Origin of the sequence: Microbacterium hanjuni (assembly GCF_043556395.1) — a bacterium.
GTDB lineage: Bacteria > Actinomycetota > Actinomycetes > Actinomycetales > Microbacteriaceae > Microbacterium.
This window is the reverse complement of record NZ_JBIGIK010000001.1, coordinates 998,794-1,015,097: the sequence shown is the minus strand read 5'-3', so window position 1 is coordinate 1,015,097 and position 16,304 is coordinate 998,794. Positions and strand designations below refer to the sequence as shown.

Annotated in this window: 17 protein-coding genes; 7 read left to right on the top strand and 10 right to left on the bottom strand. The window is 70.5% G+C overall.

Going from position 1 to position 16,304, the window contains the following annotated elements; all coding sequences use genetic code 11:
• Positions 1–45: 45 nt before the first annotated feature.
• The 6 genes from ACFXP5_RS05165 to ACFXP5_RS05140 all read right to left on the bottom strand — a co-directional run bounded on the left by ACFXP5_RS05165 (position 46) and on the right by ACFXP5_RS05140 (position 6,039).
• Positions 46–834, bottom strand: a complete 789-nt coding sequence (locus tag ACFXP5_RS05165) for an ATP-binding cassette domain-containing protein (RefSeq protein ID WP_394543774.1) — start codon at positions 832–834, stop codon at positions 46–48.
• Positions 831–1,619, bottom strand: coding sequence for an ATP-binding cassette domain-containing protein (locus tag ACFXP5_RS05160; protein ID WP_394543773.1), 789 nt, complete (start codon positions 1,617–1,619; stop codon positions 831–833). Before ACFXP5_RS05160 ends, ACFXP5_RS05165 begins: the two co-directional genes overlap by 4 nt.
• Positions 1,616–2,497, bottom strand: a complete 882-nt coding sequence (locus ACFXP5_RS05155; protein WP_394543772.1) for an ABC transporter permease — start codon at positions 2,495–2,497, stop codon at positions 1,616–1,618. The genes ACFXP5_RS05160 and ACFXP5_RS05155 overlap by 4 nt, the downstream gene beginning before the upstream one ends.
• On the bottom strand, positions 2,494–3,444 hold the full coding sequence (locus ACFXP5_RS05150) for an ABC transporter permease (RefSeq protein ID WP_394543771.1): 951 nt from the start codon (positions 3,442–3,444) through the stop codon (positions 2,494–2,496). Before ACFXP5_RS05150 ends, ACFXP5_RS05155 begins: the two co-directional genes overlap by 4 nt.
• Complete coding sequence (locus ACFXP5_RS05145) at positions 3,441–4,955, bottom strand: ABC transporter substrate-binding protein (RefSeq protein ID WP_394543770.1); 1,515 nt, start codon at positions 4,953–4,955, stop codon at positions 3,441–3,443. Before ACFXP5_RS05145 ends, ACFXP5_RS05150 begins: the two co-directional genes overlap by 4 nt.
• A gap of 160 nt (positions 4,956–5,115) precedes the next feature.
• Positions 5,116–6,039 (bottom strand): alpha/beta fold hydrolase, encoded by a 924-nt coding sequence (locus tag ACFXP5_RS05140; protein WP_394543769.1) that lies wholly within the window; start codon positions 6,037–6,039, stop codon positions 5,116–5,118.
• Between the two features lie 31 nt (positions 6,040–6,070).
• On the opposite strand from ACFXP5_RS05140, the gene ACFXP5_RS05135 reads away from it, so the two are divergent.
• From ACFXP5_RS05135 to ACFXP5_RS05125, 3 genes are read left to right on the top strand one after another with little or no spacing between them, the layout of a single operon-like run.
• The gene (locus ACFXP5_RS05135) at positions 6,071–6,544 is read left to right on the top strand and encodes a carboxymuconolactone decarboxylase family protein (protein WP_394543768.1); all 474 of its coding nucleotides are present in this window, start codon (positions 6,071–6,073) and stop codon (positions 6,542–6,544) included.
• Positions 6,541–7,272: a tyrosine-protein phosphatase gene (locus tag ACFXP5_RS05130; RefSeq protein WP_394543767.1), complete on the top strand. Its 732-nt coding sequence runs from the start codon at positions 6,541–6,543 to the stop codon at positions 7,270–7,272. Before ACFXP5_RS05135 ends, ACFXP5_RS05130 begins: the two co-directional genes overlap by 4 nt.
• 39 nt (positions 7,273–7,311) lie before the next feature.
• Entirely contained in the window at positions 7,312–7,776 is a 465-nt protein-coding gene (locus tag ACFXP5_RS05125) for an SIP domain-containing protein (protein ID WP_394543766.1), read from the top strand.
• A gap of 97 nt (positions 7,777–7,873) precedes the next feature.
• Here ACFXP5_RS05125 and ACFXP5_RS05120 read toward each other — a convergent pair whose 3' ends face one another.
• Genes ACFXP5_RS05120 through ACFXP5_RS05110 form a run of 3 tightly spaced genes read right to left on the bottom strand, consistent with a single transcriptional unit; the run spans position 7,874 to position 10,640 of the window.
• Positions 7,874–8,329, bottom strand: a complete 456-nt coding sequence (locus ACFXP5_RS05120; RefSeq protein ID WP_394527421.1) for a Fe-S oxidoreductase — start codon at positions 8,327–8,329, stop codon at positions 7,874–7,876.
• Positions 8,326–9,141, bottom strand: a complete 816-nt coding sequence (locus tag ACFXP5_RS05115) for an arginase family protein (protein WP_394543765.1) — start codon at positions 9,139–9,141, stop codon at positions 8,326–8,328. Before ACFXP5_RS05115 ends, ACFXP5_RS05120 begins: the two co-directional genes overlap by 4 nt.
• A gap of 35 nt (positions 9,142–9,176) precedes the next feature.
• On the bottom strand, positions 9,177–10,640 hold the full coding sequence (locus ACFXP5_RS05110) for a sugar porter family MFS transporter (RefSeq protein ID WP_394543764.1): 1,464 nt from the start codon (positions 10,638–10,640) through the stop codon (positions 9,177–9,179).
• 70 nt (positions 10,641–10,710) lie between these two features.
• Here ACFXP5_RS05110 and rsmA point away from each other — a divergent pair, with 70 nt between their 5' ends.
• Both rsmA and ACFXP5_RS05100 read left to right on the top strand, forming a co-directional pair.
• The gene (gene rsmA / locus ACFXP5_RS05105; protein ID WP_394543763.1) at positions 10,711–11,556 is read left to right on the top strand and encodes a 16S rRNA (adenine(1518)-N(6)/adenine(1519)-N(6))-dimethyltransferase RsmA; all 846 of its coding nucleotides are present in this window, start codon (positions 10,711–10,713) and stop codon (positions 11,554–11,556) included.
• A gap of 120 nt (positions 11,557–11,676) precedes the next feature.
• The gene (locus ACFXP5_RS05100; protein WP_394543762.1) at positions 11,677–12,609 is read left to right on the top strand and encodes a phosphodiesterase; all 933 of its coding nucleotides are present in this window, start codon (positions 11,677–11,679) and stop codon (positions 12,607–12,609) included.
• Here ACFXP5_RS05100 and ACFXP5_RS05095 read toward each other — a convergent pair.
• Positions 12,560–14,149: a stealth conserved region 3 domain-containing protein gene (locus tag ACFXP5_RS05095; protein ID WP_394543761.1), complete on the bottom strand. Its 1,590-nt coding sequence runs from the start codon at positions 14,147–14,149 to the stop codon at positions 12,560–12,562. The two genes, ACFXP5_RS05100 and ACFXP5_RS05095, sit on opposite strands and share 50 nt — an antisense overlap.
• 129 nt (positions 14,150–14,278) lie before the next feature.
• Here ACFXP5_RS05095 and mgrA point away from each other — a divergent pair, with 129 nt between their 5' ends.
• A complete protein-coding gene (gene mgrA, locus ACFXP5_RS05090; RefSeq protein WP_394527410.1) occupies positions 14,279–15,346 on the top strand; it encodes an L-glyceraldehyde 3-phosphate reductase in 1,068 nt (355 codons plus the stop codon).
• Positions 15,343–16,272, top strand: coding sequence for a 4-(cytidine 5'-diphospho)-2-C-methyl-D-erythritol kinase (locus tag ACFXP5_RS05085; RefSeq protein ID WP_394527408.1), 930 nt, complete (start codon positions 15,343–15,345; stop codon positions 16,270–16,272). Before mgrA ends, ACFXP5_RS05085 begins: the two co-directional genes overlap by 4 nt.
• Positions 16,273–16,304: the final 32 nt, after the last annotated feature.

The window sequence follows — 16,304 nt, the reverse complement described above, 5'->3', positions numbered from 1 at the left end:
CGCTATCGGGCGCCGCCGACATCGAGGTGCGCACCCGGCGGAGAATCAGGGCAGCGTCGGAACGGCGGCGAGCAGGGCCCGCGTGTAGGGGGAGGACGGATGCTGCAGCACCGCCCGCGTGTCGCCCCGCTCCACGATCCGCGCGTCCTTCATGACGACCACCTGATCGCTGAGGTGCTGCACGACGCCGAGGTCGTGGGAGACCAGGAGCAGCGTCATGCCGGTGCTCGCGCGGAGATCGGCGAGCAGGCGCAGGATCTGCGCGCGCACCGTGACGTCGAGGGCGGAGAGCGGCTCATCGCCCACGAGCACGCGCGGGCGGTGAGCGATCGCGCGCGCGATCGCGATGCGCTGGCGCTGGCCGCCGGAGAATTCGTGGGGGAAGCGGTCGGCCATCGCCGCTTCCAGTCCGACCTGCTCGAGCACCTCGCGCACCCGCGCCCGCCGGTCGCCCGCGATGTCGAGCGCCCACAGGGGCTCCCCGACGATCCGGCCGATGCTCATGCGCGGGTCGAGCGAGGCGTAGGGATCTTGGAAGACGATCCCGCTCTCGCGGCGCAGCCAGTGCAGCGACCGTGCGCTCGCCCGCGCGTCGACGGCGCGCCCGCCGAACTCCACGGTGCCCGCCGTCGGCACGTCGAGGGCGAGCAGCAGTCGCGCGAGGGTGGTCTTGCCCGAACCGGATTCGCCGATGATGCCGAGCGATGACCCCTCGCGCACCTCGAGGTCGACGTCGTCGAGGGCGGTGGTGACGGTGGGGCGTCCGAAGAGCGTGCGCCGCGGCGCCGTGTGCCGCCGGGTGAGCCCGCGCGCGCGGATGATGAGGTCGCTCACGACGGCCCCTCCGGCTGCCAGAGGGTGGCTTTCGCGTCGCGCAGCAGCGCGCGCGTGACCGGCGAAGTGGGCGCCTTCAGCAGGGTCGTCACCGCGCCCGTCTCCACGACGCGGCCCCTCTCGAGCACGACGGCGGTCTCGGCGACCTGGGCGAGGACGGCGAGGTCGTGCGTGATGAACACGAGCGACATGCCGGCATCCGTCACCAGGGACTGCAGCAACTGCAGGATCCCGGCCTGAATGGTCACGTCGAGCGCGGTCGTCGGCTCGTCGGCGATCAGCAGCCGCGGGCGGCACGCGAGGGCCATCGCGATCGCGACGCGCTGGCGCTGACCGCCCGACAGCTGGTGCGGATACCGTTCGACGATCGACGCAGGATCGGGCAGGGCGACCCGCTCCGCCTCCACCACCGCGCGACGTCGCGCATCGGCGCGCGAGAGTCCTTGGTGGATGCGCAGCGATTCACCGATCTGGCGACCCACGGTGCGGATCGGGTTGAGCGCGGTCTGCGGCTCCTGGAACACCACCCCGATCTCGTCGCCGCGCAGCCGGGCGATTTCGCGGTCGGGGAGGCCGAGGATCTCCCGGTCGTCCCACCGCACGCTGCCCGTCGCCGTGGCACCGTCGGGGAGCAGCCCCAGCACGGCGAGGGCCGTCAAGGACTTCCCCGATCCGGATTCGCCGATGAGTCCGACCCGACCCCCGTCGGGCACCGCGAACGAGACCCCGTCGACGACACGGCGTCCGCCGATCTCCACGACCAGGTCGCTCACCTCGAGGCTCACGAGATCACCTCCGGGAGGGGGATGCGGGATGCTGCGCTCGCACGGGTGAGCGTCGGGTCGGTCGCTTCGCGCAGTCCGTCCCCGAGAAGGTTCAGTCCGAGCACCGTCAGGGTGATGGCAAGGCCCGGCCAGAGGACCGTCAGGGGATAGATCGAGATGTAGCGCTGCAACTCGCTGAGCAGCCCGCCCCAGGAGGGCTGGGTGACCGGCGCACCGAAGCCGAGGTAGGACAGCCCGGCCTCGGCGAGGACCGCGGCCGCCATCGCCCACGACAGCTGCACGATGAACACCGGTGCAACGTTGGGAAGGAGGTGGCGCACGAGGTTCTGGGCGGGGGAGAGGCCGCTGGCCCGCCCCGCGAGCACGAACTCGCTGCGCATCACCCGTCGCAGCTCGCCCCGGGTCACCCGGGCGATGTTGACACCGAACCCGATGCCGACCGACCACACGACCACCCAGAGCGACCCGCCCCAGACGGCGGAGATCATCATGGCGATGATGAGGACGGGGAAGGCGACGAGGATGTCGATCATCACCGCGACGGTCTCGCGCACCCAGCGGACGGTGAGGGCGCCGAGAGCCGCGAAGACGATACCGAAGACGGTGGCGACGACGCCCGCACCGACGGCGACGAGGATCGTCGTGCGCGCCCCGGCCATGAGCACGCTCAGCACGTCCCGGCCGTTGGCGTCGGTGCCGAGCAGATGAGGCAGACCCGGTGGTGCCCAGCGCGCCGAGACGTCGACCGTCTCGGGCGGGAACGGGGTCCACCACGTCGCCACGATCGCGGTGAGCACGATCAGCGACACCACGATGATGCCGAAGCGCCCCGTGCCGATGCTCCAGAGGCGGCCGAGCCAGCCCCGTCGCGGGTTCACAGCGCGTCCCGTTGGCGCGGGTCGATCAGGCGATGGGCGAGATCGACGACGAAGCCGACGACGAGGACGAAGCCGGTCAGCACGAGGAGCTCGCCCTGCACCTTCGGCAGATCCCTCTGACCGACGTCGGTCACCAGCATCCGCCCCACCCCCGGCAGGGTGAACAGCTGCTCGATGACGACGGCGCCCACCACGATGCCGGCGATCTGCAGCCCGAGCACGGTGACTACCGAGAGCGCGACGTTCGGCAGGCCGTGCCGCACGAGCGCTCCGGTGCGTGTCAGGCCCTTCGCCGCGGCGGTGCGCACGTAGTCCTGACCGATCGCCTGCAGGGTCGCGCTGCGGACGAAGCGCATCAGCATCGCCCCCTCGACGATGCCGATCGTGAGCGCCGGGAGGATCAATGCCCGCAGAGCCGCACCCGGGTCCGCCCACCCCTCGCGGGGGAAGCCCTGGGCGGGCAGCCACCCCAGCCACACGGCGAACACCACGACGAGCATCATGCCCGCCCACACGACCGGAACGGCCGCGAGGGCCTGAGCCCCGACGTTCAGGGCCGTGCCCTCGGCCCGTCCGCGCCGCAGGGCCGAGGCGACACCGAGGGGGATGCTGAAGACGAGGGCGATCGTGAGGGCCAGCGCACCGAGGGGAACGGTCACCTGCGCCTTGGCGAGCAGCTCGTCGGCGACGGAGGAGCCGGTCAGCAGCGAAGAGCCGAGGTCGCCCCGGAAGAGCCCGCCGATCCAGTCGGTGTACTGCAGCACGAGGGGCCGGTCAAGGCCCAGGCTCTCGCGGATGGCCGCGACGTTCTCGGGGGTGGAGTTGATCCCCGCGATCAGCTGCGCGACGTCGCCGGGCAGGACCCGCAGCGACAGGAAGATGAGCACGCTGGCGACGAGGAGCCCTGCGATCAGCAGGACCACCCTCGTCGCCGCGTAGCGCATCACTCCGAAGCGACCGTCACACCCGCCAGCGGAAGGCGGACGTTGAGGGAGTTGGCCGGGAAGTCCACCACGTTCGTGCCGACGGCGGCGAGCGGCGCTGCCACGAACAGCCAGTCGGCGGCGTCGTCCTCCGACACGATGCGGGCCGCCTGCGCGAGCAACTGGTCGGCCTCCGCCTCATCGGTGCTCGCCAGTGCCTCGGCGTACAGCGACTGCACCTCGGGGTTGTCGTAGCCGAAGTAGTAGTCGGGGTTGGCCCAGTTGCCGAAGTCGCGGGCTTCGACGTGGCGCACGAAGCTCAGGTCGTAGTCCTTGTTCTGGTACACGTCCGTCAACCACGTGGGGAACTCGACCGACTCGACCGACAGGGTGACCCCGATGTCGTTGAACGCCGACACCAGGTAGGTCGGGATGGTGGTCGAGTACACCGACGGGATCGTCAGGGTGAGGGCGAGGTTCTCCTGCCCTGCCTCGGCGAGCAGTTCGCGCGCGCGCTCGGGGTCGTAGTCGACGACGTCGGAGAGGTCTTCGTAGCCCGGGTCGAGCTCGGGGATCGGGCCGTACAGCGTGCGACCGACACCGCCGATCGCGGTGATGAGGCCGTCGTGGTCGATCGCGAGGCGCAACGCCTCGCGCACCCGCTGGTCGTTCAGGGGCGCCTTCGCGTTGTTGAACGCGAGCGTGCCCTTGTCGGTGGTCTGGCCCGACTCGATGCGGAACGCGCCGGTGTCCTCCAGCTGCCCGCGGAACTCCGGATCGATCTCCAGCGCCACGTCGATGTCACCGGCGATCGCGGCGTTCGCCGCGGCGGCCTGGTCGGGGATGTAGTCGAGCACGACCTCGGCGACGCCGGCCTGGGCTCCCCAGTACGACTCGCTGCGGGCGAGCACGAGGCTCTGGCCCTGGGCCCACTGCTCGACGGTGAACGGTCCGGTGCCGTTCTCCTCGGTCTGCAGGTCGGTGGTGTCGCCGCTCTTCACGACGATCCCGGCGCGACCGGTCAGCACGAAGAGGAAGTTGCTGTCGGGCTGGGTGAGCGTCACGACGACGGTCGAGGCGTCGGGGGAGGCGATCGAGGCGACATTGGTGAGGTCGCTGTTGCCGATGACGGTCGGGTCGTCCTTCGCCGCCGTGAGGGAGGCGACCACGTCATCGACGGTCAGCGCCGTGCCGTCGTGGAAGAGCACGCCCTCGCGGATGGTGAAGGTGTAGGTGAGGCCGTCGTCGCTGACCTGGAAGTCGCTGGCGAGGCCCGGCACCACGACGTTGTCCTGGTCGCGGGTGACGATGCCCTCGTAGACGTTGTCGATCAGCGCCTGGTCGAGGGCGGCGCCGTCGGTGTGGCGGATGTCGAGGTTCGACGGCTCGAGCGAGAGGCGCACCGTGAGGCTCGCGCCGGGATCGGGCGCGCCGGTCGGGAGCGTGGGGGTCGGTGCGGTGTTCCCGGTGCATCCGGCCAGGATCAGGGCGGAGGCGAGAACGGCTGTCGCGGCGAGGGTGATGCGGCGATGCATGGGGCGGGTCCTTTCCCAGGGCTGCGGCATCGTCGATGCTGTCGACGTCGACGCCGGGACTTCTTGGTGTCGTCCCAGCCTAGAGTCACCGCCGTCGGCCAGCGGCGAGGGTGACGATCCGTGACGCGCTCCCGGGCTCGGGACAGGCGCCACGGCTGGGTCAGAGCCGTCCGGCGAGCAGGCCTGCGAGCACCACGGGGGCGTCTTCCTGCACGTTGTGCCCCGAGTCGACGCTCGTCACCTCGGCGGCCGGCAGTCGGCGGGAGAACTCCTCGGCGTCGGCGACGGTCACGTACCCGCGCTCGGCGCGGATGAGCAGGATCGGGGCCTCGACGGCGGCGAAGTCCTCCCACCCGGCTTCGGACAGCAGGGCGCTCAGGGCGTCGTTCGGGGCGGATGCTGCCGCTACGGGGTCGTTCGACGATGCGGCGGCGAGGTGCGCGAAGTGGTGCTTCCACTCCACCCGTCCGTCGCTGCGGACGCGGGAGTTGAGCCACACCCCGCGGGCGGCCTTGTCCCGGGAGCCACCGCCGAGGCCGAAGGACAGCGCGCGCTCGACCAGCTCGTCGCGCGACGCCCAGTCGGTGGGGCCGGCGAAGAACGCGCGCACCTGCGAGGGGCCGGCGGTCGGGTCCACGCCCGGAGTGATGTCGACGATCGCGAGTCGACGGACGAACGCCGGGGCTCCGGCGGCGACGGGAGCCGCGGTCAGCCCTCCCAACGACTGGCCGACGAGCAGCTGCGGCCGGTCGGTCCACGCGGTGATGGCTGTCACGACGTCGGGCGCCAGCATCCGCGGCACGTAGGCGGCGTCCTCGCGCCACGAGGAGTCGCCGTGACCGGCGAGGTCGAGCGCGAGCGCGGGGCGGCCCAGGGCGAGGATCGTCGTGTCCCAGGTGTGGGCGTTGAGCCCGGCGCCGTGAAGGAAGGTCACCTCGGGGGAGGGGCCGCCGTAGCGCAGACCGCTGAGGGTGCGACCGTCGGGCAGGTCGAGCGTGAGGCGTTCGCCGCGGGGGATCGTGACGGCGAGGCCGGCGTCATCGGCTTGCGCGGAGAGGAAGGAGAACTCGTCGAAGTCGGGCACGCCGCTATTCTGCCCCGCATAGGGTGGTGATATGAGCGAAGAACAGCGCGTACACCTCTCGCGCTCGGCCCCCGCCGCGTTCCGTTCCCTCGAGGCTTTCGCGAAGGCGGTCGGCGGTATCGCCGCGGAATCCGGCGTGGAACCGCGGCTGAAGGAGCTCGTGCAGGTCCACGCCTCCCAGCTCAACGGATGCGCGTTCTGCGTGCGCGTGCACGTCGATCGGGCTCTCGCCGCCGGCGCCACCGTGGACGAGATCACCCAGCTCGCCGTCTGGCGCGAGACCGGGGTCTTCACCGAGCGGGAGCGGGCGGCGCTCGAACTCACCGAGGCGTTCACCTTCATCTCGGAGGAGGGGATCCCCGATGCGGTCTACGACCACGTCGGCGGCATCCTGACCGAGCAGGAGTACGTCGCGCTCAGCTGGATCCTCGTGTCGATCAACGCCTTCAATCGCGTCGCGATCGCCGGCCGTTACGAGGTCGCCCCGAAAGAGCCCACCGCGTGAGCGAGCAGACCGGGTCGCTCGTCTCGGGCGCCATGAACTTCCGCGACACCGGCGGCCTTCCCGCCGCTTCGGGCCGCACCCGATCGGGTGTGCTGTATCGCTCGGGCAACCTCGCCGCGGTCGATGACCCCGGCTACGCGGCGCTGCGCGAGCTCGGCCTTCGTCGGGTGATCGACCTGCGCGATGACCAAGAGGTCGAGTGGTCGCCGAGCCGGGTCGACGGGCTCGACCTCGTCACCCAGCGCGTTCCGCTCTTCCTCGGTTCGGTCACGTCGTTCTTCGAGAACGACGTGAGCCTCGCCGAGTTGTACACGAGCCTGATCGACGAATCCGCCGCTCGGGTCGTCGAGGTCGTGCGCGGGGTGCTGGCCGATCAGCCCGTGCTCGTGCACTGCACGGTCGGCAAGGACCGCACCGGAGTGACGGTGGCGCTCACGCTCGCCGCCGCCGGTGTCGAACGCGAAGCGATCATCGAGGATTACGCGCGCACCGAGACCCTGCTGCCCGAGGCGCGCAACGCCGACATCGTCACGCGCCTTCGCCGACTGCATCCGGAATCCGTGCACCTCGAAGAGCTCGCCACCAAATCCCCGGCGCCGGTCATGCGGGAGCTCCTGTCACGCCTCGACCGCGACTACGGCTCGCCCGCCGACTATCTGCGCGCCCAGGGACTCGGTGACGACGAGGTGCGCGAGCTGCAGCGCGTGCTGATCGATTCCCGTGAGTGAGGTAAGGCAACCCTTCGCTCGCGTATAGTGAGAGGTGCCATGCTTCCTCTCACCGAGCACAACGCGACCGTCTGCCGGTCTTCCCGGCACACCCGCGTGCAGCAGCTCATCACCGCCGACGAGTCGTCTCTGATGGATCTCGAGACCCTGCTGGCGACGCTGCCGATCTGCTCGACCGGACGCATCTTCATCGAGGTGCCGGATGCGACGTGGATCGCGCCGATCCAGGCCCCCGCGCGCATGACCGTCACCTGGCTCGATCGCTCCCAGCGCTCCGGTGCCCCCGGCGCCGCCCGCGGCTGCACTCCGGGCGAAGCCCTCACCCGCGCGGTCGCCGGATGGGCGGGCGAGATGCTCTGCCTCGACGACGACCACACCCGCATCACCCTGCTCGGTGGCTACCTCGGCACGGCCGACATCCTCGACGAACTCACCCTTCGTCACGGGGTCGACGCCCGCGCGGTGCACACGCCCGAGCGCTTCGGCCTCGCCACCGCGCGCTGATCCCGCGCACGAATCCATCCTCGCGTGCGTGAATCCACGCTGCGATGCTGCGCCCGGGCACGGACTCGTGCCGCGGAGTGTTGATTCGCGCTGAGGCTCAGGCGTCGCGGGGCACGTAGTTGCCGTCGACGAGACCGGCCTCGATCTCGAAACGATTGCGCAGGGGATCGCGGCCCGCGAGGGCGTAGAGCACGGGCATGAGCATGCCGTAGTGACGCCACTGGCGGGCGTGCACCGCTTCGTGGCGAAGGATCGCGTCGGTGACGCGGCGGTCGCCGGTGAGGAAGCATCCGCCCACGCACACGCCGCCCCGGGCGAACGCCCACGACGGGAGCCCGCGGAACACCCAGAGTCCGGCGCGCTTCTCGATGCGGCCCCGGCTCCACAGCGTGCCCCACACCCAGCCCACGGCGGTGCCGTAGGCGTAGCCGAGTGCACTGAGCGGGGAGTCGAGCAGGACGCGGGGGATCCACCGATCGATCCGCTTGCCGCGGGCCAGCGCACGCTCGGCCTCGTCACGCCACCCGACGGGCGGCGGGGGAAGCGGGCTCACGCGAGTGCCCCGATGATGCGCAGGATCGTGCCGAGGTCATCGACCGCCGCGGCGGGGGAGGAGGGCGCGAAACCCGTGATCGAGGCGCCGACAAGGGGCACGCGCGCGTGCAGGGAGCGCAGCGACGCGACGAGGTCGGCGGTGCTCACCCCGAACGGATCCGCCGAACCGATGCCGGAGATCTCGGCGGGATCCAGAACGTCGAGGTCGACGTGGACATACACGCGCGCGGCGCCCGTGGCTGCGACGGCTTCCGCGAGCGCGTCGTGCTCGCTCAGCGTGGCGGCGGGAAGCATCCGGATCCCTTCACCGGCGACGAAGAGCTCCTCCTCGAGATCCAGCGAACGGGTGCCGGCGAGGATCACGCGCGTCGGGGAGACCGCGCCCGTCGGGAGCGTCAGCAGCTCGGGACCTTCGCCCAGGATGCTGCGCAGAGCCATGCCGCAGAACGCTCCGGACGGCGACGTCTCGGGCGTGTGGGCGTCGGGGTGGGCGTCGAGCCAGACGAGGGCGACGTCGGCCTCGGCGACCGCGGCCACCGCACCGACGGCGACGCTGCAATCCCCGCCCACGACGATCACGGTGTCCTTCGTGGCGCGGACGGCCACCTCCAGGTCGCGGCGCACGCGCTGCAGGGCGCTGAGTCGCTGCACCGTCGTACCGAGGGGGTCACCCGCCTCCAACGGGACGGGCAGCCGCACCGTCGCCGAGGTCGGAAGGTCCCCGGCGATGGCCTCTGCCCCGTCGATGAGTTGCATCGCGCGCGAAGACGCCGAGCCTTGCCACTGGGGCACAACGATGAACCGGGTCACGACACCATTGTGCGCCACGCCCGAAGGCTGCTGGCTCACGATGTGCTGCGCGCGGGGGCCTTCTTCTTCGTGAAGAGGGTCTCGGTCTGCTCGAGCTCCATGCCCTTGGTCTCGGGGATCTTCCAAGCGACGTAAGCGAACGAGAGCGCGGCGAAGATCGCGTACATGAGGTACGTGAGCGGCAGCGACCACGCCGACATCGCGGGGAAGGACACCGTTATGAGGAAGTTCGCGATCCACTGCGCGGCCGCGGCCACGCCGAGCGCCTTGCCGCGGATGCGAGAGGGGAAGATCTCGCCCAGCAGCACCCACACGAGCGGACCCCACGAGGCGCCGAAGCCGACGACGAAGATGTTCGCCGAGATGAGGGCGATCGTGCCCCACGGAGCGGGAAGCGAGACATCGCTGCCGGTGCCCTGGGCGAAGGAGAACGACAGGGCCATGGCGCCCAGCGACACCGCCATCAAGGCCGACCCGGTCAGCAGGATGGGCTTGCGACCGACGCGGTCGACCAGCCAGATCGCGATGAGGGTCACCACCACGTTCGTGACGGAGGTGAACACGCTGATCGTCAGGGAGTTGCTCTCATCGAACCCGACGGCCCGCCACAGGGTCGTGGAGTAGTAGAAGATCACGTTGATGCCGACGAACTGCTGGAAGACGGAGAGGATGATGCCGACCCAGACGATCCCCTGCAGGCCCAGCACCGGTCCGCGCAACGACGCACCCTGGTTCTTCCGGTCGGTCTCGATCGCCGAGGTGATCTCGTTGATCGTCTTGTCCAGGTCGGCGGGGGGCACGAGACGGGTGAAGACCTCTCGGGCCTCGTCCTTGCGGCCCTTCGCGATCAGGTAGCGCGGGGATTCCGGCATGACGAACGCGAGGATGCCGTACACGGCGGCCGGGATGACGCCGATGAGGAACATCCACCGCCACGCCGCCATGCCCCACCACAGCTGTTCGGTGGCGCCGCCGGCGGTGTTGGCGAGCACCGCGTCGCTCAGCAGCGCCGCGAAGATGCCGAGGGTGATCGCGAGCTGCTGCAGCGAGGCCAGCGCACCGCGGATCTGGCGGGGGGATATCTCGGCGATGTAGGCGGGGGCGACCACCGAGGCGATGCCGATGCCGATGCCGCCGATGACGCGCCAGAGGATCAGGTCGGGCACGCTGAAGGTGAGGGCGGAGCCCACCGAGGAGACGAAGAACATCACCGCGCCGAGCATCATGACGCGAAGGCGCCCCCAACGATCCGACAGCCCTCCCGCGATGAGTGCGCCGACCGCGCAGCCCAGCAGCGCGACGGCGACCACGAAACCGGTGAGGAAGGCGCTGAGTTCGAAGTTGCCCTCGATCGCGTCGACCGCGCCATTGATGACGGAAGAGTCGAAGCCGAAGAGGAAACCGCCCACCGCCGCCGCGATGGACAGGGTCGCAGCTCTTCGCCCGAAGGGGCTCTTCATCGAGAAAGCGTTCGCGGGGATCGTGCCGGTTGAACTCATGACCGACACGGTACTCCCGTCCTGGGGGGCCACGGCGGGACCTTGCGCACCGTTTCGTTAGAGTGAAGGGATGCCCGTCACCCTGCTCGGCGCCGCCGAGATCCGCCGTCTGGCCGCGGATCTCGACGTCACCCCGACCAAGAAACTCGGGCAGAACTTCGTCGTCGACGCCAACACCGTGCGCCGGATCGTGCAGGTGGCGGGGGTGGATGCTTCCGAACGGGTGGTCGAGATCGGTCCGGGGCTCGGTTCGCTCACCCTCGCGGTGCTGGAGACCGGTGCGTCGGTGACCGCGGTGGAGATCGATCACCGTCTCGCCGCCCGCCTGCCGGCGACGGCGGCCGCCCACGGGGTGGCAGAGGGCGCGCTCGTCGTCATCGACGCCGACGCCCTGCGGGTGACCGACCTGCCCGGTGACCCCCGCGTGCTGGTCGCCAACCTGCCGTACAACGTCTCTGTGCCGGTGCTCCTCCACTTCCTCGAGACGTTCCCGGATCTCGAGCGCGGCGTCGTCATGGTGCAGGCCGAGGTGGGCGAGCGCCTCGCCGCCGCGCCCGGATCGAAGATCTACGGCGCCCCGAGCGTCAAGGCCGCCTGGTACGGCTCGTGGCGGCTCGCCGGCACGGTGTCGCGGCAGGTGTTCTGGCCGGTGCCGAACGTCGACTCGGTGCTCGTGGCCTTCGCGCGGGGCGGCGAGGCCCGCGGCTCGGAGGAGGAACGGCGCCGCACGTTCGGGATCGTGGATGCTGCGTTCCAGCAGCGCCGCAAGATGCTGCGCCAAGCGCTCGCTGCCGTCCTCGGGGGGTCGGCCGCGGAAGCATCCGAGATCCTGCAGCGTGCCGGGGTCGCTCCCACCGCCCGGGGCGAAGAACTCGACGTCGAGGATTATCTCCGCATCGCACGCGCCTCGGTCTGAGCGCGACACCCCGACACTTCACAGCCGATATACCGCACGTTCATCAGGCGGATCGCTAGCGTCTTGTCGCAGATGCCACCATGAACCATCACCCCGGTTCCGACGGTGCGAGGGAGATCGATGCGGTACGCCGAGTACCCCCAGCCCGAACGCGTGCTGCTCCATCTCAGCGACACCCACCTGCTCGCGCACGGCTCGCGGCTGTACGGTTCGGTCGATTCCGAGGCCTATCTGAAGCGGGCGCTCGCCGCGATCGAAGCATCCGGCGTGCACCCCGACGCACTGATCTTCACCGGTGATCTCGCCGACCACGGCGAGGACGAGGCCTACGCGCGCATCGCCGATCTGGTGCAGCCGCTCGCCGACCGGCTCGGCGCGCGGGTCATCTGGGTCATGGGCAACCACGACGACCGGGCGGCCTTCCGGGCGCGGCTGCTGCCCGGCGAGGCGGCCGACGCCCGCACCGTCGACCGTGTCGACGAGCTCGACGGGCTGCGCGTGATCACCCTCGACACCACGGTCCCCGGCCATCACCACGGCGAAGTCACCGACGAGCAGTTGCAGTGGCTCGCCGCGGAGCTTGCCACACCCGCTCCGCTGGGAACGATCCTCGCCCTTCACCACCCGCCGGTGCCCAGCGTGCTCGATCTGGCCGTGTCGGTCGAGCTGCGCGGGCAGCGGCGCCTCGCCGAGGTGCTGCGCGGCACGGACGTCCGGGCGATCATCGGCGGACACCTGCACTACTCGACGTTCGCCACGTTCGCCGGCATCCCCGTCTCGGTCGCCTCGGCCACCTGCTACACGCAGGATCTGACGGTGCCGGTCGGCGGCACCCGCCCCCACGACGGCGCGCAGGGATTCAACCTGGTGCACGTCTACGACGACACGATCGTGCACTCGGTGGTGCCGCTGGATGCTGCGTCCCCGCTGCAGTTCGTCGACGCCGAGGAGTCTCGCGCCCGGCTGAAGGACGCCGGGATCGAGATTCCCGCTGCGCGTCAGCTCACGCGGTCGTCGCCGCCGCCGACCGCCCCGATCCCGCTCCGTCGCTGATCGCGATCGTTTCGTTCTCCCAGGGGGCCTGGACGGGGAAGTAGCGCTCCAGGCACGAGCGCAGGGCGCGCACCCGCACCTCTTCCGGGATCTCGGGTTCGCTGCCGTCGTTCAGGCAGAACAGGTCGGTGTCACGCCGATCGAGCAGGCGCTCCATCCGGCGCAGCGAGTCCAGGCGTGTGGTCTGGATGTAGCGCACGCGCGGCTCGGTCGTCACGACCGCCCGTCCGGTGAACAGCGAGTAGTAGTGGTAGAGGCTGTTGGTGACCGAGACGTCGGTGGCCGAGCGGAAGCGGCTGCCGGCCGTGCGCGCGTAGTCGGCCGCGAACGTCTGCTCGAGCTCCGCCGCGATCGAGCGACGCATCGGAACGGCGCTGTGCTCGAGGTCGTGCGTGATGACGCGCCCGAAACGCTCCTGCAGGAGCGCCCGGTTGATGCGCAGGGCGTTGTCGTGGCCCGAGCGGGCGGCGTCGGGGGCGCCGGCGCCGATGCGCACACCGCTCTCCACGAACCGGCTGACCCCTGCACTGCTGAAGAACAGCTCCGGACCGACCGGGCGACCGAAGAACATGTCGTCGTTGCTGTAGAGGAAGTGCTCGGCGAGGCCGTCGATGCGGTGCAACTGCGCCTCGACGGCGTGAGAGTTGTGGGTGGGGAGGGTGGAGGGATCGGCGAAGAACTCCACGCTCGGAACCACGGTGACCCGCGGGTGATCGGCGAGCCAGGCCGGCTTGGGCGAGTCGGTCGCGATGAAGATGCGGCGCACCCAGGGCGCGTACATGTGCACGCTGCGCAGCGCGTAGCGCAATTCATCGATCTGCCGGAAGCGCGCGGCGGCGTCATCGCCTTCACCCACGACGTACCCCTGCATCTGCGCTGCGCGCTGACGCTGGAACTCCGAGTCGGTTCCGTCGACCCAGGAGAAGACCATGTCGACGTCTCCGGTGAACTCGTTCGGGTGCGGATCGAACATGCCCTGCACGGTGCGCCAGGTGCGCCCGTAGCGCTCGGTCTCCACGACGGTCAGGTCGTCGGCGGCGATGATCCGGCGGGTGAGCGCGGTCGGGCGCGGAGCTTCGACGGTCTCGGCGCCGAAGCGCCAGAACTCGAGCCGCGGCGCGAGCGAAGCGCCGTAGCGGTAGGCGCCGTCGTCGGAGGAGCGGGGCCGGAACACCGCGAGGGAGGAGACCGTCTCCGTCTTCGGACCGCGCGCGTGCACGAGCACCGCATCGTCACCGGCCGCCTTCAGGTACAACGGCTCGTCGGCGGCGGCTTGGCGCAGCGCCGCGCGGGCAGCGCCGGCATCCTTCACATCGACGACCAGCTTCGGTCGGCGGTTCGCGTCGCGAACGAGCAGGACCGCGATCCCGGCGCCCTCGATCGCAGCGGCGACGAAGAGCAGATCCGCCTCCATCGCCTCGTTCGGCGAAACCGGGGCGCCGAAGATGTTCAGGACGCCATCGGTCAGGCGCACGTCCTCGCGAGCGAGGATGGTGCGCCAAGGGTCGGTCTCGGAGGGCAGACGGGTGATCCGCGGCATCGCGGCTCCTCTCGGAACTCGGGGAGCTGTCCGCTGACGCGGAAGTGTACTCAAGGTAAACGTTCGGGGTTACGGTCGTATTTCCGCACCGCCTCCAGCGGTGATGCGTGCGAGCGCTAGGGTCGGAGGGTGAGCGACCTCGAGCGATTCGGCGCGGATGTGCGCGACCTGCACCGACCCTACGCCGCTGCACCTGAACGTTATGCCGGTGTCGCCTACCGTCAGGTCGGCACGAGCGGGTTGTTCCTGCCCCCGATCTCGCTCGGGTTGTGGTGGAACTTCGGCGACAACATCGCGTTCGATGACCAGCGCGCGCTCTTGCGGCACGCGTTCGACCGGGGGATCACGCACTTCGACCTCGCGAACAACTACGGCCCGCCCTACGGCTCCGCCGAGACGAACTTCGGGCGCATGATGCGCGAGGACTTCCGGCCGTACCGTGACGAGCTGATCGTCTCGTCCAAGGCGGGCTATGACATGTGGCCGGGGCCCTACGGCAACTTCGGCTCCCGCAAGTACCTGCAGGCGAGTGCAGACGCGTCGCTCCAGCGTCTCGGTCTCGACTACGTCGACATCTTCTACTCCCACCGCGTCGATCCGGTCACCCCGATCGAGGAGACCATCGGAGCCCTCGACACGCTCGTGCGCCAGGGGAAGGCCCTGTACGTCGGCATCTCCTCCTACAGCGCCGAGCGCACCGCCGTCGCCGCCGCGGTCGCCGCCTCGCTCGGCACGCCGCTAGTCATCCACCAGCCCTCGTACTCGATCCTCAACCGCTGGGTCGAGGACGGGCTGATCGAGACGCTGCGCCAGGAGGGGATGGGCGCCATCGCGTTCACGCCCCTCGCCCAGGGGCTGCTGACCGACAAGTACCTCGGCGACGGTCGCGCCCAGCGCGCGCAGAAGCGCTCCTCGCTGCCCGACAACGCCCTCTCGCACCGGTCGATCGCGGCGCTGCGCTCGCTGAACCTCATCGCCAAGGAGCGCGGGCAGAGTCTCGCGCAGATGGCCATCCAATGGGTGCTGCGCGATCCCACCGTCGCCTCCGCGCTCATCGGGGCTTCGCGCACCGAGCAGCTCGACGACAACCTCGCCGCTCTCAGCGGACCCGCGTTCGACACCGAGGAGCTCGAGCGCATCGATGCCGTCTCGGACGCGATCGACGTCGACCTCTGGGCGGATTCGGCTCGACGGTGAGTACTGCCGCCTCCGCCGGCCGCGTCCACGTGCGCGCGCCGGGAAAGATCAACGTCTTCCTCGAAGTGGGGGACGTGCAGGAGGACGGTTACCACGACGTCGCGACGGCCTATCAGGCGGTGTCGCTGTACGAGGACCTGTGGGCCAGCGACGCGGAGGAGATCACCGCGCACGTCTCCGGAGACGTCCCCCTCGGCGACGTGCCGGTCGACGAACGCAACCTTGCGGTGCGTGCGGCGCTTCTCCTCGCGGCGGCGACCGGGACCGACCGGGGCGCGCACCTGGAGATCCGCAAGTCGGTGCCGGTGGCGGGGGGCATGGGAGGCGGCTCGGCGGATGCTGCGGCAGCCCTCGTCGCCTGCGACGCGCTGTGGGGTACCGGGCTGTCGACGGCGGAACTCGCCCGCCTCGGCGCCCGTATCGGCGCGGATGTGCCGTTCTCCCTGCTCGGGGGTACGGCCATCGGTACGGGCCGCGGCGATGAGCTCAGCCCGGCGCTCGCGCACGGCCGCTTCGATTGGGTGCTCGTGTTGAGCGAGGAGGGGATGTCGACCCCCGTCGTGTACGGCGAGCTCGACGCTCACCGCGCCCGCCACCTGGTCGACATCGGCCCGGCACCACGTCAGCCGCGCGTCGACCCCGACGTTCTGCATGCCCTCCGTCAAGGAGACCCGGGGATGCTGGCGGCCGCCCTCCGCAACGACCTTCAGGCGCCGGCCCTCAAGCTGCGCCCGGATCTGGCCCGCGCCCTGGAGACGGGGGAGAGGGCCGAGGCCCTCGCCGGGATCGTGTCGGGCTCCGGTCCCACGATCGCCTTCCTCGCCGCCGATGACGCCTCGGCGCTCGATCTGCAGATCTCGCTCAGCGCCGCCGGCTTGACCGCGCTGCACGTGCACGGTCCGGTGCCGGGCGCGCGCGTGGTCTGAGCACCGCCGCACTCGTAACACAACGACCCCGC